The 24,373-nt window shown below is 36.5% G+C and carries 16 protein-coding genes; 1 reads left to right on the top strand and 15 read right to left on the bottom strand.

Annotated features, from left to right (window positions below; genetic code table 11):
- Window positions 1–131: 131 nt before the first annotated feature.
- The 5 genes from sufB to sufC all read right to left on the bottom strand — a co-directional run bounded on the left by sufB (window position 132) and on the right by sufC (window position 5,385).
- Window positions 132–1,529, bottom strand: coding sequence for a Fe-S cluster assembly protein SufB (gene sufB, locus ACFTQ7_RS17765; protein ID WP_031417705.1), 1,398 nt, complete (start codon window positions 1,527–1,529; stop codon window positions 132–134).
- 103 nt (window positions 1,530–1,632) lie between these two features.
- Window positions 1,633–2,061 (bottom strand): Fe-S cluster assembly sulfur transfer protein SufU, encoded by a 429-nt coding sequence (gene sufU / locus ACFTQ7_RS17760; RefSeq protein ID WP_349661351.1) that lies wholly within the window; start codon window positions 2,059–2,061, stop codon window positions 1,633–1,635.
- The gene (locus ACFTQ7_RS17755) at window positions 2,051–3,280 is read right to left on the bottom strand and encodes a cysteine desulfurase (protein ID WP_386830200.1); all 1,230 of its coding nucleotides are present in this window, start codon (window positions 3,278–3,280) and stop codon (window positions 2,051–2,053) included. Before ACFTQ7_RS17755 ends, sufU begins: the two co-directional genes overlap by 11 nt.
- A complete protein-coding gene (gene sufD, locus ACFTQ7_RS17750; protein WP_386830199.1) occupies window positions 3,280–4,587 on the bottom strand; it encodes a Fe-S cluster assembly protein SufD in 1,308 nt (435 codons plus the stop codon). The genes ACFTQ7_RS17755 and sufD overlap by 1 nt, the downstream gene beginning before the upstream one ends.
- Before the next feature lie 18 nt (window positions 4,588–4,605).
- Window positions 4,606–5,385, bottom strand: coding sequence for a Fe-S cluster assembly ATPase SufC (gene sufC, locus ACFTQ7_RS17745; RefSeq protein WP_386830198.1), 780 nt, complete (start codon window positions 5,383–5,385; stop codon window positions 4,606–4,608).
- A 907-nt stretch (window positions 5,386–6,292) separates the two neighbouring features.
- Here sufC and gltC point away from each other — a divergent pair.
- On the top strand, window positions 6,293–7,195 hold the full coding sequence (gene gltC / locus ACFTQ7_RS17740; RefSeq protein WP_349661353.1) for a glutamate biosynthesis transcriptional regulator GltC: 903 nt from the start codon (window positions 6,293–6,295) through the stop codon (window positions 7,193–7,195).
- 260 nt (window positions 7,196–7,455) lie between these two features.
- Here gltC and ACFTQ7_RS17735 read toward each other — a convergent pair whose 3' ends face one another.
- The 10 genes from ACFTQ7_RS17735 to ACFTQ7_RS17690 all read right to left on the bottom strand — a co-directional run bounded on the left by ACFTQ7_RS17735 (window position 7,456) and on the right by ACFTQ7_RS17690 (window position 24,019).
- On the bottom strand, window positions 7,456–8,502 hold the full coding sequence (locus tag ACFTQ7_RS17735) for a glycosyl hydrolase family 18 protein (RefSeq protein ID WP_386830197.1): 1,047 nt from the start codon (window positions 8,500–8,502) through the stop codon (window positions 7,456–7,458).
- Between the two features lie 21 nt (window positions 8,503–8,523).
- The gene (locus ACFTQ7_RS17730; protein WP_386830196.1) at window positions 8,524–10,275 is read right to left on the bottom strand and encodes a polysaccharide deacetylase family protein; all 1,752 of its coding nucleotides are present in this window, start codon (window positions 10,273–10,275) and stop codon (window positions 8,524–8,526) included.
- A complete protein-coding gene (locus tag ACFTQ7_RS17725) occupies window positions 10,272–12,134 on the bottom strand; it encodes a glycosyltransferase family 2 protein (protein ID WP_386830195.1) in 1,863 nt (620 codons plus the stop codon). The genes ACFTQ7_RS17730 and ACFTQ7_RS17725 overlap by 4 nt, the downstream gene beginning before the upstream one ends.
- 5 nt (window positions 12,135–12,139) lie before the next feature.
- Window positions 12,140–13,576, bottom strand: a complete 1,437-nt coding sequence (locus tag ACFTQ7_RS17720) for a polysaccharide deacetylase family protein (RefSeq protein ID WP_386830194.1) — start codon at window positions 13,574–13,576, stop codon at window positions 12,140–12,142.
- A 10-nt stretch (window positions 13,577–13,586) separates the two neighbouring features.
- Window positions 13,587–14,912, bottom strand: coding sequence for a nucleotide sugar dehydrogenase (locus tag ACFTQ7_RS17715; protein WP_386830193.1), 1,326 nt, complete (start codon window positions 14,910–14,912; stop codon window positions 13,587–13,589).
- A 702-nt stretch (window positions 14,913–15,614) separates the two neighbouring features.
- Window positions 15,615–16,778 carry a dicarboxylate/amino acid:cation symporter gene (locus ACFTQ7_RS17710; RefSeq protein WP_386830192.1) on the bottom strand — a complete coding sequence of 388 codons (1,164 nt, stop codon included), beginning with the start codon at window positions 16,776–16,778 and terminating at the stop codon, window positions 15,615–15,617.
- A gap of 716 nt (window positions 16,779–17,494) precedes the next feature.
- Entirely contained in the window at window positions 17,495–20,674 is a 3,180-nt protein-coding gene (locus ACFTQ7_RS17705; protein ID WP_386830191.1) for a hypothetical protein, read from the bottom strand.
- Window positions 20,671–22,095, bottom strand: a complete 1,425-nt coding sequence (locus ACFTQ7_RS17700) for a glycosyltransferase family 2 protein (protein WP_386830190.1) — start codon at window positions 22,093–22,095, stop codon at window positions 20,671–20,673. Before ACFTQ7_RS17700 ends, ACFTQ7_RS17705 begins: the two co-directional genes overlap by 4 nt.
- Window positions 22,092–23,138 (bottom strand): HEAT repeat domain-containing protein, encoded by a 1,047-nt coding sequence (locus tag ACFTQ7_RS17695; protein ID WP_386830189.1) that lies wholly within the window; start codon window positions 23,136–23,138, stop codon window positions 22,092–22,094. Before ACFTQ7_RS17695 ends, ACFTQ7_RS17700 begins: the two co-directional genes overlap by 4 nt.
- Window positions 23,135–24,019 (bottom strand): response regulator, encoded by an 885-nt coding sequence (locus ACFTQ7_RS17690; RefSeq protein ID WP_386830188.1) that lies wholly within the window; start codon window positions 24,017–24,019, stop codon window positions 23,135–23,137. Before ACFTQ7_RS17690 ends, ACFTQ7_RS17695 begins: the two co-directional genes overlap by 4 nt.
- Window positions 24,020–24,373: the final 354 nt, after the last annotated feature.

Raw genomic sequence — 24,373 nt, 5'->3', positions numbered from 1 at the left:
CGGACACCCTTGCTCTTAGCTAACCTCTACTTCTGTCTTCGGGGTTCGGGACTTGCACCCTATAGTTCATACGCATGCCGGGCGCACATAAAAAACCCGCCACAAACATGTTGTGGCGGGTTTTAAAAATTTTATCCGATTGAACCTTCCATCTCGAACTTGATTAGGCGGTTCATTTCTACTGCGTATTCCATTGGTAATTCTTTTGTGAATGGCTCGATGAAGCCCATTACGATCATTTCTGTCGCTTCTTCTTCAGAAATACCACGAGACATTAAGTAGAATAATTGTTCCTCTGATACTTTTGAAACTTTCGCTTCATGCTCTAAAGAAACATTATCATTTAAGATTTCGTTGTATGGAATTGTATCTGAAGTAGATTGGTTGTCCATGATTAACGTATCACATTCGATATTAGCACGTGCACCACTTGCTTTAGGGCCGAAACGAACTTGACCCATATATGTTACCTTACCACCTTGTTTGGCAATCGATTTAGAAACGATTGTTGAAGATGTGTTTGGTGCCATATGAATCATTTTCGCACCTGCGTGTTGGTGTTGACCTTTACCTGCTAATGCGATTGATAATGTCATACCACGAGCGCCTTCACCTTTAAGGATACAAGCTGGGTACTTCATTGTTAACTTAGAACCGATGTTACCGTCGATCCATTCCATTGTACCGTTTTCTTCAACAACTGTACGTTTTGTTACTAGGTTGTAAACGTTGTTTGCCCAGTTTTGAATCGTTGTATAACGGCAGTATGCATCTTTACGTACAACAATTTCTACTACTGCTGAGTGTAAAGAGTTTGTTGTGTAAACAGGAGCTGTACAACCTTCAACATAGTGTACGTGTGCGCCTTCATCTACAATAATTAACGTACGTTCGAATTGACCCATGTTTTCAGAGTTAATACGGAAGTAAGCTTGTAATGGCGTTTCCACTTTTACACCTGGTGGTACATAGATGAATGATCCACCTGACCAAACTGCTGAGTTTAGTGCAGCAAATTTGTTGTCAGTGTAAGGAATTACTTTGCCCCAGTATTGTTTGAAAATATCTTCGTTTTCACGTAAAGCTGAGTCAGTATCTTTGAACACAATACCAAGATCTTCAAGGTCTTGTTTCATGTTGTGATAAACAACCTCAGATTCGTACTGAGCAGATACACCTGCAAGGTATTTTTGCTCTGCTTCTGGAATACCTAATTTATCAAAAGTAGCTTTAATTTCATCAGGTACTTCATCCCAAGATTTTTGTGTAGCTTCTGATGGTTTTACGTAATACGTAATTTCATCAAAATCTAAATCTCCTAGGTCGCCACCCCATTGCGGCATTGGTTTTGTATAGAAAGTTTCAAGTGCTTTTAAGCGGTACTCAAGCATCCACTCTGGCTCTTGTTTCATATTAGAAATTTCACGGACGATTTCTTCAGTTAAACCACGTTTTGAACGGAAAATTGATACGTCCTTGTCATGGAATCCGTATTTGTAATCGCCAATATCAGGCATTTTTTTAGCCATCTTTTCTCCTCCGTTCATAAATAATTGTTATTTTGTTTAATGCTCAATAACCTTACTTCAAGTGAAAGCACAAATAATGCTTTCACTTGAAATTAGGATTTATTTATTCCTTAACACCTTTTTCCATCGCTTTCCAAGCTAATGTTGCACATTTAATACGTGCAGGGAATTGAGAAACACCTTGTAGTGCCTCAACATCCTCAAGGTCATATTTATCGCTATAGTCTTCACCCATCATCATTTTAGAAAAAATATCAGCAAGCTCTAATGCTTCATCAATTTTTTTACCTTTGATGAGCTGCGTCATCATGGATGCAGAAGACATCGAAATTGAACAGCCTTCGCCATCAAACTTCGCATCCTCGACAATACCGTCAGTCACTTTTAGCGTTAAGTGAATACGGTCTCCACAAGTCGGGTTGTTCATATCAATCGTTACAGCATCATTTTCTATAGATCCTTTATTACGAGGATTTTTATAGTGATCCATAATGACTGAACGATATAGTTGATCTAAATTATTAAAAGACATCGCCAAAATACTCCTTCGCAGAACGTAACCCTGCCACTAGGCGGTCAATATCTTCTTCTGTGTTATACAGATAGAAACTTGCACGCGCTGTCGCTACTTGTTGAAGACATTTCATTAGTGGCTGTGCGCAATGATGTCCTGCACGAACAGCAATACCGCTCATATCAAGAACCGTTGCCACATCATGTGGATGTACATCGTCTAGGTTAAACGTTACAAGGCCACAACGCTTCATCGGGTCACGTGGGCCAAAAATTTTAAGTCCGTCAATTGTTTCAAGCTGATCCATCGCGTAGCCTGCAAGCTTATGCTCGTGCTCCGCAATTTTATCTAGCCCAATTTCAGTTAAGAAATCAATAGCAGCTCCTAAACCTATTGCACCTGCAATAATAGGAGTTCCGCCTTCAAATTTCCACGGTAATTCTTTCCACGTCGACTCATGAAGTCCAACAAAGTCAATCATTTCGCCACCAAATTCAATTGGCTCCATCTTTTCAAGGTGTTCTTTTTTACCATATAGTACACCTATTCCAGTTGGTCCGCACATTTTATGACCTGAGAACCCTAAGAAATCTACATCCAAATCTTGAACATCGATTTTCATATGTGGTGCTGCTTGTGCCGCATCCGCTACCATTACCGCACCGTTAGCATGCGCAATTTGAGCGATTTCTTTAATTGGGTTAATCGTTCCTAGGACGTTTGACGCCATCGACACCGACACAATCTTTGTTTTAGGTGTAATTGTCGCACGAACCTTTTCTAGATTTAGTGTGCCATCTGCTTCAAGCTCAATATATTTCAGTGTTGCATTTTTTTCCTTTGCAAGCTGTTGCCAAGGAATAATATTGGAATGGTGCTCCATGTGGGTAATGACAATTTCATCACCATCAGCCACATTAGCACGACCATAACTTGCTGCTACTGTATTTAAAGCAGTTGTAGTACCGCGAGTAAAAATAATTTCTTGTGTTGAAGTAGCATTAATAAAATTACGAACCTTTTCACGTGCCCCTTCATACTTGTCAGTAGCACGATTACCTAATGTATGCACACCACGGTGAACATTGGAATTATCGAATTCATAATAATGCTTCATCGCTTCAATTACTTGAATAGGTTTTTGAGAAGTGGCTGCGCTATCAAGGTAAACAAGTTTATGACTGTTTACTTCCTGATTTAAAATTGGGAAATAGCTTTTAATGTCTTTATTCATCATTAGCGAACTTTCCTTTCAATAACCTCCGTCAGTTGCTTTTGAACGCCTTCGATTGGTAATTGCGTAACAACTGGCGCAAGGAATCCATGGATAACAAGGCGCTCTGCTTCTGCTTTCGAGATACCACGACTCATTAAGTAGTAAAGTTGTAGTGGATCAACTCGGCCAACAGATGCTGCGTGTCCTGCTGTTACATCGTCTTCATCGATTAATAGAATTGGGTTTGCATCGCCACGAGCTTTTTCAGAAAGCATTAACACACGTGATTCTTGTTGTGCATCCGCTTTTGTCGCACCGTGTTCGATGTAGCCAATACCGTTAAAGATTGATTGTGCCGCATCTTTCATTACACCATGCTTTAAGATATGACCATTTGAGTTCTTACCCCAGTGACGAACTTCAGTAGTGAAGTTAAGTTTTTGTTCACCGCGACCAACAACGACTGTTTTTGTATCAGCATTAGAACCGTCACCGATTAGATGTGTAATGTTTTCAGAAATAGTATCTGAGTCATTCATTAAGCCAAGAGCCCAATCTACTTTCGCATCACGAGCTAGACGTCCACGACGATTTACATAAGTAGTATATCCTTTCGCAAGTACATCAACCGCACCGTAAGTAACTTGTGCATTGTCTTGAACTACTACTTCAGCAATAATATTTGCTTGACCTTTTGCTTCTTCAACTGTTGAAATATATGTTTCAACATATGTTACAGCTGAATTTGCTTCAGCTACAACTAACACGTGGTTATATAATGAAGCTTCTGCGTTATCGTTTAAGAAGATTACTTGAAGTGGTTGTTCAATAATTACATTTTTCGGTACGTATACGAATACACCACCGTTAACAAGTGCCGCATGAAGCGCAGTTAATTTATGCTCATCAACTTTAACAGCTTCTGTCATGAAGTACTTTTTAACAAGGTCACCGTGTTCACGAACCGCCGTTAAGATATCTGTAAAAATAACACCTTTATCAGCTAATTCTTGTGATGTTTTAATGAAAGCTGGTGTATTATTGCGTTGAACATAAAGGTTTTCTTGTGCTTCAAGATCAATTAAACCTTTCGCTTCTTCTGGTAAAGCATCAAGTGAAGAAAATCCTTCACTGTCAACTGTATGAGTTAGGAAATTTAAGAAATCCCATTTTGTAATATTTGTTCTGTCTGGTTTTGGCATATCTAAACCAGTTGCTTTGTCTAGTGCTGCCGCGCGAAGCTCAGTAAACCAAGCCGGTTCTCCCTTTGCTTCTGAGAACGAGCGCACGTCCTGTACTGTTACAGGCAAGTTAAGTTCCACTGTCATGCTAGTTCGTCCTCCCTCTTATGCTTCTTGTTCTTCTGTTTCTTCTTCGATACCTAATTCTTTTTTAATCCAGTCATAGCCTTCCGCTTCTAAACGTTGTGCTAACTCTTCGCCACCTGATTTAACAACACGGCCTTGCATCATTACGTGTACATGGTCTGGTGTAATGTAGTTAAGTAGACGTTGGTAGTGAGTGATCATTAAGCAGCCGAAGCCTTCTCCACGCATTGCATTGATTCCTTTTGAAACAACTTTAAGCGCGTCAATATCAAGACCAGAGTCAATTTCATCTAAAATTGCGAAAGTTGGTTTAATCATCATTAATTGAAGAATTTCGTTACGTTTTTTCTCACCGCCAGAAAAACCTTCATTTAAATAACGTTGTGCCATATCTTCATTCATTTCAAGGAATTCCATGCTTTTATCTAATTCACGGATAAATTTCATTAGAGAAATTTCATCGCCCTCTTCACGACGTGCATTGATAGCTGAACGTAAGAAGTCAGCATTTGTTACACCAGCGATTTCAGAAGGATATTGCATAGCTAGGAATAAACCTGCTTGAGCACGCTCGTCTACTTCCATTTCAAGTACATTTTCGCCATCAAGCTCAACTGTACCAGAAGTTACTTCATATTTAGGGTGACCCATAATTGCAGAAGCTAGTGTTGATTTACCAGTTCCGTTTGGTCCCATGATTGCATGAATTTCATTTGTATTGATCGTAAGATTTACGCCTTTTAAAATCTCTTTCCCGTCGATTTCAACGTGAAGATCTTTAATAACTAAAGTTGACATAAAATACCTCCATAGTGTGTTCAGTGAATGGTGAACCATCCCTTAATTATCATCATTCTAATCTTAACTGAAAATCGTTCTCTATGCAAACCATTTCAATCACTTTCACTTTTCTTTGAAACAATCCTTAAAAACAAAGAGTTTGTAAGCATTTTCAAAATATTGCTAATCGTTATTGACAATGAGAATCAACTCCCCGTATTTTCAATAAAATAAACCTAATTGAGAATGGATTTCATCTAGCTACATAGTGGAAACCCCTCAGGAATCGCTAATTGTAGCGGTTTTGTGACAGAAATGTATAAAGAACAGTACCAATACTATAACCTTTTTTATTAGAATAGAATCAAATAAGAGAAAGAAATTTATAGAGTTCTAGTTCAAAAAAAAAGATTTACCATCATATCGTGGGGGATGATTTCCGTTCCAGCTGGGCGCTTTGTTGCTATCACACAGTTAAAACATTTGTTGCTGTCGCTACGCTTTCGCACAGTTCAAACATTTGCCGCTGTCGCTTCGCTTTCGCGCAGTTAAAACATTTTGCCGCTGTCGCTTCGCTTTCGCGCAGTTAAAACATTTTGCCGCTGTCGCTTCGCTTTCGCGCAGAGCAGAGCTTCCTAGGGACGTCCAGCCTCCACTCCAATCAGCCTATTCATATAACATACTTTTCAGATATCATCCTAAACTTTGATGATAGCCAAAATTAACAATTGAAGATAATGCAATTTCTTTTAATTCTCTTCTTCATTTTTTCTTTTCTTCTTGAGCTCCAATGAAGTTTCTGAGCATCTACTTCTATTAAAGCTCGCTAGCTAACATTTGTTTATTTACGGTCACTTTCATCTTAAATAGTATATAATTGAAGAATAATCAATCGTATTTTTCGATTAATAGAGGTGAATATCTAGTGGAGTTACGTCAATTACGATATTTTGTTGAAGTTGCAGAACGCGAACACATATCAGAGGCTGCCGAACATCTTCATGTTGCTCAATCTGCAATAAGCCGACAAATTGCTAATTTAGAAGATGAATTAGGCACACCACTTTTTGAACGTGTAGGACGCAATGTTAAATTAACACCGATAGGAAAAACTTTTCTCGAGCACACCATTACTGCTTTAAAAGCCATTGATTTTGCCGCTAAGCAAGTTGAAGAATATTTAGACCCTGCTAAAGGTACGATAAAAATCGGCTTTCCAACAAGCTTAGCTAGTTATGTATTGCCAACTGTTATTTCTGCCTTTAAGCGTGAATATCCAGATTTGCAATTCCAACTCCGTCAAGGTTCTTATCGTTTTTTAATCGATGCAGTCAAAAACCGCGAGTTAAATTTAGCTTTTTTAGGTCCACTTCCACCGAAGGACGAAACAATTCGTTCAACCATATTATTTACTGAAAATATCGCTGCATTACTGCCAGCAAAACATCCATTAGCCAAAAAAGAAAGTATTCAACTTGCTGATTTACGTAATGATTTATTTGTATTATTCCCAGATGGCTATATATTACATAAAGTAGCTATGGATGCCTGTCGCGCTGCCGGCTTCTTACCAAACATCATCTCTGAGGGTGAGGACTTAGATGCACTAAAAGGTCTTGTCGCTGCGGGCATTGGGGTTAGCTTATTACCAGAAAGCTCCCTATATGATTCAGCCGCTCGCTTCACAGTAAAGGTACCGATTAAATCACCTACAATTCCAAGAACAGTCGGTATTATTTCACCTGTAAACCGCGAAATTGCTCCATCAGAAAAAATTTTTTTAGACTTCGTTACCAATTTCTTTTCACGACTTTCTCAATTCCAATAAAAAAAATCGCCGTATGTGGCGATTTTTTTGTGGGTTTAGATGGTTCTTACCGTCACTAGCGATTTTATCCGTCATTCTAGCAGTACTTTCCGTCACTTTGATAATCCTATCCGTCGTTCTGGCGGTTCTTTCCGTCGCTTTGATAATTCTTTCCGTCTCTCTGGCGTTTCTATCCACGACTTTAACTGTTCTATCCACGATTTTGGCTTCTCTATCCACTACTTCGCCTGTTCCATCTGTCTCTCTGGCAATCGAATCCGTCACTCCACTGATTGTTCGTTAATCCATTGTAACGTTTTCGAACTTAGGCCTCCGGCACGCCATAAAACAATCTCATTGTAGCGTTTCTTTCGTACGTGTGCTGTCCATTTTTCAAGTGTTTCCTGATCGGCATACCAAACTTCATGCTTCACTTTTTGTTCATCTACATACGTGAAATATACAGCACCACTTGCTTTATCTCGTTGTTTAACCGCTTTCGTTTTGTTCAGTAATTCCTCTGCCTCTATCTCTGTTAATGCAACTGTTTCGCCTTGATTTACCCATTCAAATCCGCCAGTTGCAAAAGCAATCGCTAGTTTTTGATTGGACTTCTTAATTTTTTTTATTAAGTCATTTAAAAATGAAAAGTTTGCCTTTGCACCTGGACCACTATGATATCCGTGCACATTATAAGCCATCACTGTATATTTAGGTCCATTTGGCAATTTAACATCAAATGGGAAGCTAGGCTCTAGTACGACATGTAATGAAATACCTTTTTTTGATAACTGTTTATAAAGTTCGTTTAGGAAACGGACATACCCAGGAAGGTCCTCTTTAGCAACCTTTTCATAATCAATTTCGATACCATTCACATTGTATTGGTCAACAACTTGCAAAATATTATCAATATGTCGCTGCCTTGATGACGCATTTTGAAACAACCGATTTAATAACGTGCTATCCTTCTGAACTGAAGGGGTGTTATCTGTAACAGTGTCGTTAATTAACGTAAGTATCACTTGATGTGATTCATTAAATTGTTGCTGTGTTTGTTTCAACATTTCTATCGTATCTTCAGTTAATAATAATTGGTCATTCTCATTAAAATAAGCACCAAAAACGCGAATGTCTTGTAAGCCATGTTCTGAATTTTCTACATCCTCGATGGCAGATTTGATTTGCCATTCAGGTAACCAAATAGATAGTTGAAGCTTTTCTTTGTTCTTCAATGGTTCTCTCGCCTTCACAGGTTCTTCTTTACTATTACTACAGGCCGTGATAATTAGTAGTGCTAGACAGGTAAACAATAAAATTTTTTTCACTTGAATTTAGTTCCCCCCGCTTTAGAAGGTTTCAATAAAGAAATCCACAACGCTATTAATTAAAGTCATTGTTTTGTGCTTTACTTTATCGAAGTTCGTGTATTGGTTAGTAAAAAGTGTACGATCGTTACTATCTGTAATCAAAATATCTTCGATGAATGTATCATAAATATCATCTGCATACTGTTCATGCGAAGTTTCTTTTGTGCTGAACATCGCACCAAATCCAATTTGTGATCCTTGAATATCAGGATTTACTTGTATTGTTTTGGATAATACCGTATCTACGTCTATCTTAATTTTATCCTTATTAACAGCAATGTTAAATTCTCTTGTTTTTGTTAGGTTTCGTGGATATTCTTCCTTATCAATTCTAGAGCCTTTTTGGGTATCCTGATAATTGTATACAGTAGCCTTATTAAATGCATACTCTTCTTCATTCCACTTTATTTCATTTAACGGGAAACGCCCCTTCTCAACAACGCTTGATTCTGGTGATTTCTCAAAAACAACAATCTCATTATCGATTAATGCTACCCGAATATAGCTATCATTTTTTTCATCATAGTTTAAATAAATAGATTGTTGTCCAACGACATTCCCTTTAAAGGCAAAGTTAATATTATATTGCTCTGGAAGTGTTTCCTTCAATATTACCCGACCTTCACTAGCAGGTGCAGATGTTATAGTAATTGCATTATTTTCATATTCTGCTGCACCATTCATGACAGACCATTCTTTTGCTCGTTTAGGATCTCCGACTTCAAATTCTACATTTTGCTTACTAGCTTGGCGTATTTTCATCATCAAGTGATTGGTAGACCAATAAGGAGAAACTTGCAATCTACTTAAGTTGTAAAGATTAGCATCCGCATCATTATATGCCCCCAGCTCCAAATTGAAATGCATTTTAAATTTATCTTTAATTTCTTTATTATTCGCACGTTCAACTAACGAATCCATATTATTATAAAGTGAGTTGGCATGCATAATCGCATAAGCTTTAGGAACTTCTCCTAATTCCTCCTCATAAATATCTTGCATTAGCTTGTAATCTTTTTGGATACGTTTTTCCATTTCCTGTCGCGTTTCACTTGGTATCATATATTGATTGCGAATGAAGTCCATTAAATAATGATTATAATATTCGATAGTCGTTTTATTTGGCACATTATTTTCATCTATTACACCTAACGACTGTCCTTTATTATTAAAAATATTTATATATGTTAGACGGTACCCATTAGAGCCCAACTCCCAATACCCACTTTTCTCCATGAGCAATAAATCTTTCGGCTTTAAAAATTTGTTGTCCCGTGTATCCATTTTATTGGCGTACGTAAACATCGTAGCTTTATAGTTTAGATCCTCCATGATGTTTTGAGCAAATATACTAGAATCTGTCCGTCCATCTTCAAATGATAAAAACAAAGCTTTTTCTGGCAACGGTTTGTCTTTCTGATAAAAATCTAAAATATCTTGCTGAGTAATTGTTTGATAACCCTGACTTTCAAGTAATGCTAGTTGTTTTTTTAAATTCTCTTTAGATACGTATTTAGGAGACTCGCCTCTGCTCACACCAAAATATGATAATGCGATGAAACCATCTTTATTTTCTAGAGGAACCGTTTCCTCTACCCTTTTTTCTGTTAAAAACACTACACGTATTAAAATAATCGCTAAAAATATAACGATAATCGCTTGAACAATGGATCGTATTATTTTCCTTCGATTTTTTTTCGCTGGATTTAATACAACATTTTTTTCACTCATTTCTTCTCACCCATTTTTCTATTTAGAATCGAAAATCGGGATTTTCGCAATTTTTGTTTTTCCAATTTCTTTTCTTTGGCGATGACATCTTGAGGTGTTTCTCTCGTACCCCATGTTGATTTCCAAAATGTAACCCATGCAACAGGCATTTGCCACAGCAAAATAAATTCATAGAAAAGTACAAAGATAAAGCCAAATGTCCATAACTTACTTTTTCTAAAGAAAAGATGGGCCAAACTCATTAGCATTGCCATCAATAACAAGCCCATTAAAAACGTAGTTGGAAAAACGCCATGCATAATTGGCACGTAAAGTAGATTGTAAACAACAACAATAGGTGCTGCTATCGGTACGATTAAACCGATAATGAAGAAAAGAAACATAAAAGGTTCCTTCTTCCACATAAATAAAAATGCTCGTAACGATTCGCGTAGCCATGATCGTTTCCATCTCATTTGTTGAGATAAAAAGACTTTTGAATCTGATGGAACAATTGTAGAACATACGGCATTGTCTTGATATCCCGTTCGATGTGTTTTTAAAATATAGTTTGTCATACTACGGTCATCACCGAATGTTGCCGGTTGTCCAAGAAATTTTTGGTTTAACCATGCTGTTTCATTCTTTAAAATAAGCTCTTTGCGATAACATGCTAATGGACCAGATAAACAAGTTACTGTATCAAACCAAGACTCAGCAGCTTTCATTATCCGGAAGGCTATATAATAGCGAACGGTTTGCAATTTCGTCAGAGCATTTGTAAATTTATTTTCAACCTCTGTTCTTCCAGCCACACCGCCCATTTTAGGATCTTGGAAAGGCTGCACTATATTTCGAATAGCATGAGGTTCTAGAAAACTATCTGAATCTACGAAAACGACTAAATCGTGTTTGGCTAGATGCACTCCGGCCACTAGAGCCTCACGTTTCCCCCCATTTTGAGGTAGCTTATGAAAACTTAAGCGATTCTTTGTTTTAAATCGCTCACCCTCGCTATGAATAAGTTCAATCATTTCCTTTGCTTTTTCCTCAGTTCTATCTGTTGAATAGTCATCTACGACAATGACCTCTAATTTGTCTACAGGATAATACTGATTAATACAGCTTAAAATTGTTCTATGAATCCACTCTTCCTCGTTAAACACTGGAATAATAATAGAAACGCCCGGTTCAAATTGAGGATTTATCGGGACATTCCTATAGAAAATTCCGAATAAATATCGACTTAAAAGAAATGTTGCAGCAATAATACTATATAGATATAGGAATTTATTGAATCTGAAATAAATAACACTTTCAGCCCTCATTAATACCACAATAAGAGAAACAATCAATAGAAATAAACTTGCCACAAAGATTGATAGTCCCCAACGTTTTTTAGTCATATAGTCATTTAATGGCTGTAGAAATTCACATGCATAATAGCATCTAGTTTCACCATCTACTTCTTTCGTAAAATGACGAACAACTTTCGCTTTTACCTTTACCTTAGATTCATAGCCCTCCGGCATTGCACCACCAGGTATGGTGAATTTCATCGTAATAATTTCATCTATTTCAAAATTAGTAGGACTATTTGAAAATATAAGGATACCTGTAACCGAAATATCCTCCGCATAATGTTTGTCACTAACCTTTTGCTTTGCTCTTTTAATTTGTACTTCAAAATTAGTTTCATAGCGTAAACTTAACAGCTGTAAACGATATATTTCATTGACATCTGTAGGATCGATTTCTTCCTTTTGATACGAAGCACCTCGTCGATTAACGAGATTTCGCACATTTTCTGGGTCAGGAATATTCGATAAAATTCGTCGATCAGAGCGCGGTATCGTTAAAATCTCTTTTTTCTTATTCATGATTATCAATTCACTTTCTTATTTGAATCTTCTTCAATCCAAGTCGACATTTTTGCAAAGCTATATCCATCTTTTTGTAGTTTTTCAATGATTAATGGAAGTACTTCAACTGTTTTTGTACCGTCTAAAATGTGCATAACAATCACCTTTCCTGGGGCAATTCTACTCATCACACGATTATAAATATCTCGAGTGGTAAGTTCTAAATTCCAATCGAATGATGCTATATCGTACATAGCAATCGATTTGACACCTGTAGCGGCAATAATTTTCGCTGATTCTTCATTAATAGCACCTTTATTAGGTCTGAAATACAGCAAAGGTTCTTCCTGTAAGGCGTATGTTAACGCCTTATGTGCCATCACCATATCCTCTTGTAACTCTTCCGGTGTCATGGTCGTAACATCAAGGTGATTGTAGGAGTGGCTTGCAATCTCATGGCCTCTGTCAACAATTAATCGCGCTAATTGCGGATCCTTTTCCACACCTTTGCCAATTAAAAAGAATGTAGATTGAACGTTATACTTATCAAGAACATCCAAAATCTCTTTAATTCTCCCCTCACTTGCCCAATCATCGAAGGTTAAAGCAATTTCCTTTTTGGAAGTATCTTTACGGTAGAACATATTTGCTTTAACATTTTCATAATCCGGGTTCACTTTAATCGCGTCATAGCCTTCAATTTCCTCTAAGGATTTTACTAAATATTGCTCACCTAATAAGTCCGTTAATGTAGAGAATACATATCCTTTCTCTTCCCCTAATTGAGACAGAAGTGGAATAACATCAATAATCGCAGGATTAATGTACGTGTTTAAATGAATAACAGATCCACTGTTGATAAAGCGATGAATATAATCCATTATTTCCTCAGCACTTTGCATATTCCGATCTTTCGGATTAATGGAAGATTCTACGACTCCCTTCATATTGAGCGTTTTAGTTGCTAAACGCATATTGTCAGTTGAGTCACCAGAACGACTTCGGACGTACTTCGGTGTATAACCTAGATGCTCTTCAAAAACTTGATTTGCTAAATAAATCTCTTTATAGGTTTCTTCATAATTTAAATCGGTCATATCAGGAAACGTCAGCGTACCATTTTCTACTTCATGACCTTTTGCTAAAATGTCCTTCACTAACTCAGGATCTTGTGCCACTCGCGTTCCTTCTACAAAAAATGTTGCCTTCATGTTACATTGGTCTAATACCTTTAATAGCTTCTGCATTGTTTCATTGTCAGCAAGCCCATTAAAGGTTAATGCTATCTTCGGACTAAGAATACTCGCATGACTATAAATTTCACTCATTGTCCCATCATGTTCCTTCACCTCAATTGTTGAATCCACTGGTTGAATCTGATTAGTTTGAGCAGACGATTGACATCCTGTTAAAAATAAAATGAATAATAGACTACATATTTTTAGTCGACTCGCGTTCACAGAATCCCTCCTATAATTTGTAGTATTTTTCATTCTCGAATAAATAATGGGTATTACGTGTATCAAAAATTAAAGCAGCGTGTTGATCAATTAATGAATAATCAATAGTTGTATGATTCGTTAAAATGACTACAGCATCTGCCTTTTGAATGATTTCTCTTGTAAGTGAAACTGTGTTGAACATGTAATTATCAACTGTAAACGTGTCAATAAATGGATCAATAACATTTAGCCCACATTGCTTGTCCATTAATTCGTCTATGACATGTAATGCTGGTGATTCTCTAAAATCATTAATATTTGGCTTATAGGAAACTCCAATCACTACAATTTCCGCATCACTTATCTCCTTACCTTGCGCATTTAAATAACTTTCAAGTCTTGTAACTACAAAGCTTGGCATGGAATCATTTATTTTATCAGCGGTCTCAATTAATGTTGCAGCAATACCATGTTGCTGGCCCGCCCATAATAAATATTTAGGATCCACCGGGATACAATGACCACCTACTCCTGGGCCTGGTGTAAATGGCATAAAACCATAAGGCTTTGTCGAAGCTGCTTCAATAACTTCCCACACATCAATATCCATCTTATGACAAATCTGACTTAATTCATTAACAAGAGCAATATTAATTTGCCTAAATGTGTTTTCTAGTAACTTTTCCATTTCGGCAACCTTTGGACTTGTTACAGCAAATACATTTGTATTGATTACTGATTCATAAAAAAGCTTAGAAATTTCTAAACAAGATGGTGTTATTCCACCAACTACTTTAGGCGTGTTCGAAACTGAAAAATTAAAATTTCCAGGGTCGACACGTTCAGGTGAATAAGCTAAAAATAGATCTTGTCCAATAACAAAGTTACCATTTTCTAAGATTGGTTGAACTACTTCTTCTGTTGTTCCAGGGTAAGTTGTACTTTCAAGAATTACTAAAGTATTTGAGGATACGTTCTGTACGATTGCATTTGATGCATCAACAATATACGAGATATTAGGTGTTCCATCTGCAGTTGTAGGTGTTGGTACACAAATAATAATAATATCTACTTGTGCAAGTTTAGAAAAATCATTTGTCGGCTTAAATTTCTGTTCATTAACCGCCTTTTCTATGGCTGTATTAGACATATCAGCAATATAACTATTACCGCTTTTTAATTTGGTGATTTTTTCATTATCTTTGTCGAGGCCAATTACTGCGAAGCCTTTATTGACAATTTCCAGGGCTAATGGGAGCCCCACATAACCAAGTCCAACAATTCCAATTGTTGCACTTCTTGTTTTGATTTTTTTTGATAAAGCCAATCCCCTTAACTCAATTTTTATCCCCATAAACAAATTCCTCCTTTGTCTAAGTTATTATCAATTATGTCTCGGCAAAATTGCGCCCAGAATCGATTTTGTGCATAGGCCTACACGTCGCTACGAAAAACACTTGTAGCTGGCGTTTCACTTTCGCTACGAAAACATTTGCTGAAAGAAAGTTAAAAGCCTAATTCGAAGATTATCTCTACAATTGTAATTTCATTTATGATTCATTTTTCGTACATGTATTCCCTCATCGCACATCTAACGAAGTAACATTATCCTAAAATCCAAAACGCGAATCTCTCTAATATATATATAGTACTAAACAAAACTTAACATTTTCTATACAATTTACTTTTTAAATGAAAAAATAACTATTTTACCAATAACCAGTCTCCTAACTAAATCCATTTTCCCTTTCTTTAGAACTATAAATTTTTGATATATCCCTACATAAACATGTAATTTTATTAAATTTCAACAAGAAATATTTTTAATTATTTATCACTAAAAATTTTTACTAGTCTTAAAAAATGTGCGCTATTTAATTAACCATTAAATCCGTAACGCTTTATGTTCACCATTAGCTATTTATCTTGAAAAGTAGCACTCTCTAATTAATCTGTAAGAGAATTTCCACATTATTTCGCGTCCTAAGCAAAAAAAAAATCGCCATAGCAGGCGATTTTTTTCTTTAGTGATTCTATCCGTTCACTCTGTTATTTATTAATTTGTTGGTTTGTTGAAACGGTCAACAATCATGGCTAATGCACCATCTCCCGTCACATTTGTAGCTGTACCAAAGCTGTCTTGTGCTATGTACAGTGCAATCATTAGTGCAACCATTGTTTCATCGAAGCCGAGCATTGTTTGCAGTAAACCTATTGCTGCCATGACTCCTCCTCCTGGGACGCCAGGTGCAGCAACCATTGTAATACCTAGCATAAATATAAAGCCGATATATTGTGTAAAGCCTATATCCATACCGTTCATCATCATAACACCTAAAGAACAAGTTACGATTGTAATTGTACTACCTGATAAATGGATAGTTGCAAACAGTGGGATTGTAAAATTCGTTACTTTTTCTGAAGCCCCTGTTTTTTGTGATTGTCGCAACGTAACCGGAATAGCTGCCGCTGAAGATTGTGTGCCTAATGCTGTAAAATACGCAGGTAGCATTGTTCGAAGTAACTTAAGCGGATTTTTCTTATTTAAAGTTCCCGCAGTAGTGTATTGCACTAGCAAGATGACCCAATGCATCGCAATTATAAGTACGAAGACAATTGCGAAGACAGATAATATTTTTGCTACTTGACCTCCATATGTCATGTTCAAGAAGATCCCAAAAATATGAAATGGTAAAAGTGGAATAATGACAAATGAAATTAACTTTTCAATGATTACATTAAACTCTTCAAAACCACGTTTCATCACATCACCTTTGATGACTGTCATACCAATCCCTACGATGAATGCAAAAATTAATGCTGACATCACACCCATTAATGGCGGCATTTCAACTTTAAAGAATGCCTGTGCTAAAAATTCCTCTGGGTTTTTCATACTTTCCATAGCACCATTTGATATGAAGTTAGGCAACACATTTCGCGCTACTAAAAAGGCGAACATGCCTGCAATGATTGTTGAGAAATAGGCAAAGAATGTTGCCAAACCTAATAATTTTCCTGAGCCTTTCCCAAGCTGGGCAATGCCCGGTGCAATAAATGCAATAATAATAAGTGGTACAACAAAATTTAAGAAATTACCGAATAAGCCATTGAATGTTGCAAATATACGTACAAATGGCTCTGGCATAAAACCTCCAAGTATTACCGCTAAAAAGATAGCGACAATAATTTTTGCCAATAGACCAAATTTAAACTTCACTAAAATGTCCTCCTTAAAAAAACAACTGTCTTTCTCGAATGTATTAGTAGTAATTTAACATAAACAGTTGCAAGAATATACAGCTTGCGAAATAGGCGGAATTGTAAAATATTTTTGTATTTTCAAACAAAAATAGTTCCTCAGCATAATGCGGGGTTGATTTCCGTTCCGACCGGACGCTTTGTTGTTGCTGTCGCTTCGCTTTCGCACAGTTAAAACATTTGTTGCTGTCGCTTTGCTTTCGCACAGTTAAAACATTTGCTGCTGTCGCTTCGCTTTCGCACAGTTAAAACATTTGCTGCTGTCGCTTCGCTTTCGCACAGTTAAAACATTTGTTGCTGTCGCTTCGCTTTCGCACAGTTAAAACATTTGTTGCTGTCGCTTCGCTTTCGCACAGTTAAAACATTTGCTGCTGTCGCTTCGCTTTCGCACAGTTAAAATATTTGCTGCTGTCGCTTCGCTTTCGCACAGTTAAAACATTTGCTGCTGTCGCTTCGCTTTCGCACAGTTAAAACATTCGATGTTGGTCACGGAGGCGTTATCACAGGATGTGATGTTTTTAACCTCCGCTCCTCTATTGCTAATCTCCAAGGAGTCGCCCAGTCCTAACGAAGATCAACGTATATATCATACGTTTTAACAAATAACATCCCAACTTTTAGTAATGAGCCAAAAAAACTTAGAATAGGCAAAAAACACCTATCCTAAGCTCTCATTTAATATGCTTTAAATAATTTTTGTAAAATATAATATGATTGTTTTAAACGCTCTTCAGACTTAGGTGTTTGCCATGGTTCCCAAGTATAAGGTGAGAGTTTCGGTAAGACTTGGCCATTTGTCTCTGGTAAAGATTTTATAGTTTTGCCCTCTTTATCTACAAAGACCGCACCAATATAAATATTATCGACTTTCGTCGAAGCTGTCTCTCCATCTTTATATAAGTCCCCCATAAACTCACGCTGGCTTGGATCTCTAGTTTGGATTAGTAGCCAAGGAATTCGTAGCTCAATCACATTATCATCCGTCCACGTATAGTCTACTAACGAATTATAATCTTTTGCTTTTGGATTGGCATTCCCTTGAAGCAGCTTCCCTGTTTCATAATGACTGAAATCAGTAGTAATGTTTTGCTCTGGTAAGTACAACTCTTTATTTAACACATAATAAATTGGTGCAAACTTACCACTATTTTTTGTTGGAACTGCCATACGAGGTGGAATCAGATTTATATTATGACCGTAAAAATAATCATAGAAATCATAGTATTCATCTATGACCACTCGAGAGTCTCCACTTTTATTTAATTCCACAATAAAATCTACGCCATTTGAAAACGTCATATCTTTTATTGATGTAGCTGAAGTATTCCCTTGATTTGGTACTACATCAAGTAAAATACGAGGTGATGCTTTTTCTAAAACATCACTTTTTAATTTGAGATACAAATATCTTTCATCATAATCGACAGCAAAATCTGTTGAGTCAGAAGGTGAGGTATTGTACATTTGAGTACCTTTCCATTCCTTAGTATCGCCGTCTACTTTTACTTTAAATCGATCAAAGCTTAGTACGCCAAATTGCTGTTCATTTGTTTGTGCATTAGACCAAAATGGTCGACGGTTTGGATCATCATAATCCATCGTATTCCACGTCCGCTTAAACCACTCGTCCTGCCATGTAAAGACTAGGCCTCCGAGCAAGCCTTCATGCATAATATCTTCATATAAATGTTGTAGCGTTTCACCTTGTTGCTGTTCGGACATATGGCCCTGATTCCAGCCATAAACATTTTCATGTGTCATACCACGAGCTGCAGGTATTCCAAATTCCGCAACAAGAACAGGCATTTTATGCGCTTCATGTAGTTCTTTTAAATACCCTGCATAACTATTTTTATTGCCCCGGAAATCTTTATAATTTAAATATTTTTGATCGTAGTTAAAGAAGTCAGGGTAATAAGGATAAACATGATAGGAAGCAAATTGACCTGGCGCCTGCATCTCACCTTTCGTATAGATGACATTTGGATTTACGCCTACCAAATCCTCATCCTCAGAAGGCTCAGATGGATGGTCTAATAAGTCGGTTGTTACCCAGTTTGTGAAACTCATTGGACGGATCCAATTATACTTGTCCTTCTCGTAAACAGTAATAAGATCCATTTGCTCGGCTAACCAATGTTCAAATGGTGCAGCATTTTTCGTTTCAAAATACGTCCCATTGTATTCGCCTATATTAGCGTGTTTCTCGTTCGTACCAACAACCATTTGCGGATACCATTCGATTCCTAGCACCCAGCCTATTATATATTTTGAAACGTCCACATCATATAATCCTGAGGCATGTCCTGCTACTGGCTTCACATAAGTATTACCGTGGATAACGTCCACCATTCGTTTCATTTCAAGTTGAAAATCCTTTAGAGTAGCTTCATCATAGGCATCTAATGAATCAACCAAACCTTCTTCATTAATCCATACACCATGCAATACATACAGTGGTTTATCTGGATTTTCTTCATTGTATTTTGCAAGTGCCCGATAAAAACCTGGCGGGTGTAATGTATATATACGAATCGTATTGGCATTCATGTCAGCAATTTGACGGAACCATCGATAGTATTCTTCTTCCGTAATAGCAGCCTCGCCAGGAAATGCTCCTGGTTTACCCATACCGATATTAACGCCCTTAAAGACTATCGGCTCCCATTTTCCATCTCGTAAGACTTCAAATGATTCGCCCTTAATACGTGCGTTATAATTTAATTTGCCATGATTAACGGTTTCTTGAACTTCTTTTTGCTCAAACGTTTCGAAAATTTTATGCATGACTGGTATATAGATTGACCAATAAAACGAACTATCTGCATACTTCTCAGCATATTTATAAATGGTCGGTAATCCTTTTATTTTGTAAAGGGTCGGCACACGGGACATATCGTTAAAGTCTCCTGCAAAATAATAGCTTGTCGTGTAGCGTTTATCCTGTGAAACGATTGCCGCAAATTGCTGTGGAATATCGTTGTCCTCTAATAGTTTTTCCCCTTCTTTTGTTAAGTCCCATTCATAATTAGCGAGAGCATCCTCTGCATATTTAGGTGTGATAATATCAAACCAATAGCCATATTCTGCACGAGCAGAGGTGTTGAAGAACTTTTTCCCTTCTTCAGTAAATTGCACCTGAATACCTTCTGTGTTTACATGCTTGTCCAACTCTAACACAATGAGCTTTTCTGTAATTTCATTAAACAGAAGAAAGCCTCCGCCTTTGTATGGCCAATTATCACCATGTTCATCTATGACCCATTGTGGAATTTCTGTATTTTTATGATAATCAAGCTCATCAAAATATCGCCCAATCCATCCAGACCATGAAATTCCTAAATAATCCTGTAACTCTTTTCTAACTTCCGCTGACGTCGGTGATGCAAATGTATTGTATTCAGCAATTAACATACTTTTCTTGTTGCTTGCTAAACGATCTACTATAGACTGCCATTCATCCATTTCCAAGCCGCCTACAATTTTTTCTGAACGTTTACCTAAGCGCTTTTTTTCATCTAAATCATCCTTATAAACGCCGTACGTATCAGCCAAATAAATAACATCATAATTACTATAGTCAGTCGGAAACTTTTTTTCTGACACGTTCTTCGTTTTATCATTCGGAAGTGTACCAAAGTAATTTTTTTGTACATCATACGGATGCTCATCGATCGTGTATTTATAATGGTTTAAAAACCAGTTCACACCTAAATGCTCTCGATAAGTTTCATTCGGAACCGTTTTATCTAGAATCGCAACGTTGAGCGGTTTTTCATCGCTGAAATACCACCATGCTATAGGTGTAATAACGAGAATTAGAACGACTATAATTCCTATATATATACGCTTCATACACTTTTCTCCTTTTCACCGATGCCGACACGCTTCATATTGCCCCAATCGCTTCTTCTTAGCACAAACCGAATTAATCCCTCACAGCGCCAAAAAAGAGTGAGTGGTCGATACCAGAAAATTTCAGTAAATGCTAAAAGTATCATGCGTAGTAGCTCTCTCGGTTTCGGATAAGTATTCAAAATCCATGCTTCGAATAATATAGAAGCTATTGAAAAAATCACCCCATAAATAACGAAAAGCAGTAACAGAATTATAGCTATTTCATAATAGATTTTCCCTAAGAAAAATGCCACTACGATATAAATATAACCACCTAGCTCAACTAGTGGACCTAGGCATTCTACTAGCCAAAAGTATGGAAATGAAAGCAAACCTATTAAGCCATACTTAGGATTCAACGTCATCGTCTTATGCTTCCATAGGCTTTCAAATAGTCCTTGATGCCAACGTCTACGCTGGTTTCGCAAAACCCCTAATGACTGAGGTGCTTCAGTCCAGCACACAGGATCTGGAACAAATTCTATACGTTTCTTTTCTTTTTTCTTTCTTATCAAACGGTGAATATTCACGACAAGCTCCATGTCTTCTCCAATAATATTCGTTGAATAACCGCCCGCTTTCACAGCCCATTCCTTCGAAAACACACTAAATGCTCCCGAAATAATAAGCACAAGATTGTATTTACTTAAAGCTATTCGCCCCATTAAAAAGGCTCGCGCATATTCTATTATTTGCATGATCACTAAGTAATTATTTGATAAGTGTGTTTCAGTAACGGAACCAAGCTGCATTTTTGCGCCATTGGCAATTCGAATATTTCCTCCTGCTGCAATCACTTCACCATCAGATAAAACAATCGGCTTCATCACACGAAGCAATGATTTTTCATCTAAGATTGAATCACCATCAATAGAACAGAAATATGGATATTGAGATACATTAATACCTACATTTAATGCATCTGCCTTACCACCATTTTCTTTATCTACTAAAATACAATTTTTATAGATTTCAGATTCATAAATTTGTTTAACTTGTTTTGTAGGGATATGTGTACGAACAATTTTATCAACGGGCTTCATTCGGAAATGCTCGATTACGGTTTGTAGTGTAGAGTCAGTAGACCCGTCGTTAATAATGATAATTTCCGTTTGTGGATATCGTAAATTTAACAATGAATAGACTGTGTCTACAACGCCAATCTCTTCATTGTAAGCAGGGACTAATAAGGATACTGGTTTTGAGTAAAAGGCATCTGTATGCGCATCATCATACTCTGAGGGGTCTAATTTATAGCGTTTTCGCATAACTAGCATGGCGATAACAAACATGGCGCAATACGAAACAATAACAAACAACATATAAAATAGAATAAATCCACCAAAGAACCACATACAAAAATCTAAAAATACTTTCATTTGTTCCCTCGCTTTCTGACGATTGTTTCACGAGCCATGTCAATTGCATATGGGTCATTTGAGGACTCCATAAATTGCTGTAATTTCGCAATTCCATCTCTATTTTCTGCAATTGTTTTAGCAGCCTGTGAGCGAACCCACCAATTTTCATCTTGAAGAAGCTGTTCTAAATAAGCATAGGTATAGTTTAGTGGTACATGCTTAAAGATTTTCGCAACCATTAATCTTATTTCCCAAATATCTGATGTCACAAATGGGACATAAGGATTGATTTCATCAATTACACCAATTTCATAAAGACCTTTTAATGCTCTGATTTGTATTTCTGGAACCTCATGCGTTAATAGCTGTTTTAACTGATCAATGTATTGTATATTTCTTTTGACAGCTGCAGTATCAATTGCAGCAAATTGGATATTTGTTGTCCAACTATTAAAGTCTTCAAATAATCGAATAAATACGTCATCCTCTAACAAGACAAATACTCTTCTATACTCGCTTTCAGAATAATGAATGTTCGATTCTTTAATTTTTTCGATAAACATTTCAGGTTGGAAGAGAGAGTAAATTTTTAACAGTTGAAAATATTCCTCCTCCGAAATTTTGGTTTTTTCGAATTGAAGACATGCCTCTAATAAATCCTCTATCTGTAAATCAGCAATATGATATAAAGCATTCATCCTAATGCTCCATCGTTTACTGGACAAATCCTTTTCATAAAACTTTTTTAAATAGAGATTAGAAAACTCTTTTATTTTGTGTTCAACTATTTCATTGCTTATATTTTTCAAATAAGATGAAAAGATTATTTCTATAGCTGCTACTTGAGCTCTCCCTCTGGGTACAAGCACTATAGAGAAAATTTCATCATTGATTAAATAGTTGTACCATTGCTGTGAAGAATTTTGTAAAAAAGTATCACGTACTTCTGCAAAACGAATCTCCCGCTTGCGCTGAACAAGTATATAGATCGTAAATAAAAATAGAACTGTTAATAAAACACCGCTGACCGTTAAAAGAAAAGGGATCGACAGCTTGATCATAGCCAGAACCTCGCAAAAGTCTTCTTAATTTTTGCTTCTAACAAACGTAAATTAAATGGTTTGACGATATATTCATCGACACCACCTTCATAAGCATTCAGTGTTGCACCCTCTGAGTTTCGTTCAGACATCATATAAATGATGAACTTTTTTTCATTCGGCATTTCTCGCAAAATGTGCAAAATTTCTAAGCCATTTTTACGTGGTAAAATATCGTTCATCACAACTAAATGCATATGGCCAGATTTATAGTGATTGGACTGTAAAAAATCATAGCCATCCTCATAGGTCGACACGTCAAAAGTATAATGAGGAATGTCTAAATTTTCGAGTGTCGTTTCTAGCACCTTTCTAAAGATTTCATTCTGTTCAATAATGCTAACCTTTACTTGCTCCATCGGTTGTACACGATAATCTGTAACCTGTTCTACTGACCAAGTTGGCTGTTCTTCATCAGCTAGTTTGTGCTTATTTTTCTCTAACAATGTTTCAAAATCAACATTATTATTCCTTATTTCAGTAATGGAAGCTTTTAAAGCTATTTGTTGAAATTCCCTTTCTTGCGTTAGAATTGCGAAAATCCGTTTTAAAAATGCTTTTACCTCTACTTCACTACTTTGCAGAAAAAATATTCCCCAATGCATGCCATCTGCTAGTTGGAAAAGTAAATCTGTTTTTCGTATTTTAGATTTTAGAAAAGCTGAAATTTGATGATTCACTTGATTACAATCTATATCAGTTTCTTGTGAGGAATTCGCTACTTTTAAAAAGACTGCAGTCATTGTTAAACGTGAACGAATAACACTCTCACGCAAAATTTCAAAATAACCTTTCACCTCATGCTCCTGCATGATATCTTCCGCAACGATTAATTTATTCATTTGTGTTCACTCCAGTTGATGGAAGAAGCATTGTATTCTTCTTCATTATTTTTCTATCATTCTTTTGATTTACAAACACAACAACTATAGTAATAAATATGACTAAACAATTTCTACATAAAATTTTCGGTAAATCGATCACTTGTAAAATATTATTATATTTTTGCTATAAACTACAGAATAATAACTCTTCCAACAAAAAGTTATATTTTTCTGATAAAAGACAGCCTTTTTACAGTAAGAAGAAAGGGTATGTAATCTTTTAAATTACATACCCTTTCAAACTCAAAAAAACACTATTTTATTCCAGTTTGTCGACTTATACTGTGATGGGGAGAGTGAAGCCAAACCCGG

This window comes from Lysinibacillus sp. NPDC056959 (assembly GCF_042674095.1).
Lineage (GTDB): Bacteria > Bacillota > Bacilli > Bacillales_A > Planococcaceae > Lysinibacillus > Lysinibacillus zambalensis.
The sequence above is the reverse complement of the archived record's forward strand: the minus strand, read 5'-3'. Positions and strand labels throughout refer to the sequence as shown.

Bases quoted from the DNA above. Each gene is read 5' to 3' on its own strand.
- sufB (WP_031417705.1), bottom strand. From the start codon at position 1,529: ATGGCTAAAAAAATGCCTGATATTGGCGATTACAAATACGGATTCCAT.
- sufU (WP_349661351.1), bottom strand. From the start codon at position 2,061: ATGTCTTTTAATAATTTAGATCAACTATATCGTTCAGTCATTATGGAT.
- ACFTQ7_RS17755 (WP_386830200.1), bottom strand. From the start codon at position 3,280: ATGATGAATAAAGACATTAAAAGCTATTTCCCAATTTTAAATCAGGAA.
- sufD (WP_386830199.1), bottom strand. From the start codon at position 4,587: ATGACAGTGGAACTTAACTTGCCTGTAACAGTACAGGACGTGCGCTCG.
- sufC (WP_386830198.1), bottom strand. From the start codon at position 5,385: ATGTCAACTTTAGTTATTAAAGATCTTCACGTTGAAATCGACGGGAAA.
- ACFTQ7_RS17730 (WP_386830196.1), bottom strand. From the start codon at position 10,275: ATGAGTGAAAAAAATGTTGTATTAAATCCAGCGAAAAAAAATCGAAGG.
- ACFTQ7_RS17725 (WP_386830195.1), bottom strand. From the start codon at position 12,134: ATGAATAAGAAAAAAGAGATTTTAACGATACCGCGCTCTGATCGACGA.
- ACFTQ7_RS17715 (WP_386830193.1), bottom strand. From the start codon at position 14,912: ATGGGGATAAAAATTGAGTTAAGGGGATTGGCTTTATCAAAAAAAATC.
- ACFTQ7_RS17705 (WP_386830191.1), bottom strand. From the start codon at position 20,674: ATGAAGCGTATATATATAGGAATTATAGTCGTTCTAATTCTCGTTATT.
- ACFTQ7_RS17700 (WP_386830190.1), bottom strand. From the start codon at position 22,095: ATGAAAGTATTTTTAGATTTTTGTATGTGGTTCTTTGGTGGATTTATT.
- ACFTQ7_RS17695 (WP_386830189.1), bottom strand. From the start codon at position 23,138: ATGATCAAGCTGTCGATCCCTTTTCTTTTAACGGTCAGCGGTGTTTTA.
- ACFTQ7_RS17690 (WP_386830188.1), bottom strand. From the start codon at position 24,019: ATGAATAAATTAATCGTTGCGGAAGATATCATGCAGGAGCATGAGGTG.